General features: G+C 39.4%; 1 protein-coding gene. It reads left to right on the top strand.

What is annotated here, in order from left to right:
* A partial coding sequence (locus AACR75_RS02015; RefSeq protein WP_047691639.1) for a GNAT family N-acetyltransferase occupies positions 1-310 on the top strand: 310 nt, incomplete at both ends.

Here is a 310-nt window from a genome sequence, read left to right as displayed (position 1 = left end):
TCAGTTAAATTCATTGCTTATAGATTGTGTTGAGAGTGGTGCTTCAGTCGGTTTTTTAACTCCGATCGACAGAGAAGAAATCGAGTCATACTGGAGTGGGGTAGAATCGGATTTAAAGTCAGGAAACCGTCGTTTATTTATTGCTCAAGATGAAAATGCCATCATCGGTGCAGTTCAACTTTCTCTATGCTCTAAAGCAAATGGTTTACATCGAGGGGAAGTTGAAAAATTGATGGTTAAAACAAGTGCTCGTGGCCAAGGTGTCAGTAAGAAATTAATGTCACTGATGGAAAAAACGGCATTAGAGCTT

This window comes from Vibrio sp. ZOR0018 (genome assembly GCF_963865925.1).
In the GTDB taxonomy this organism is placed as follows: domain Bacteria; phylum Pseudomonadota; class Gammaproteobacteria; order Enterobacterales; family Vibrionaceae; genus Vibrio; species Vibrio anguillarum.
Note: the sequence above shows the minus strand (reverse complement) of the source record. Positions and strands in the feature narration are given on the sequence as shown.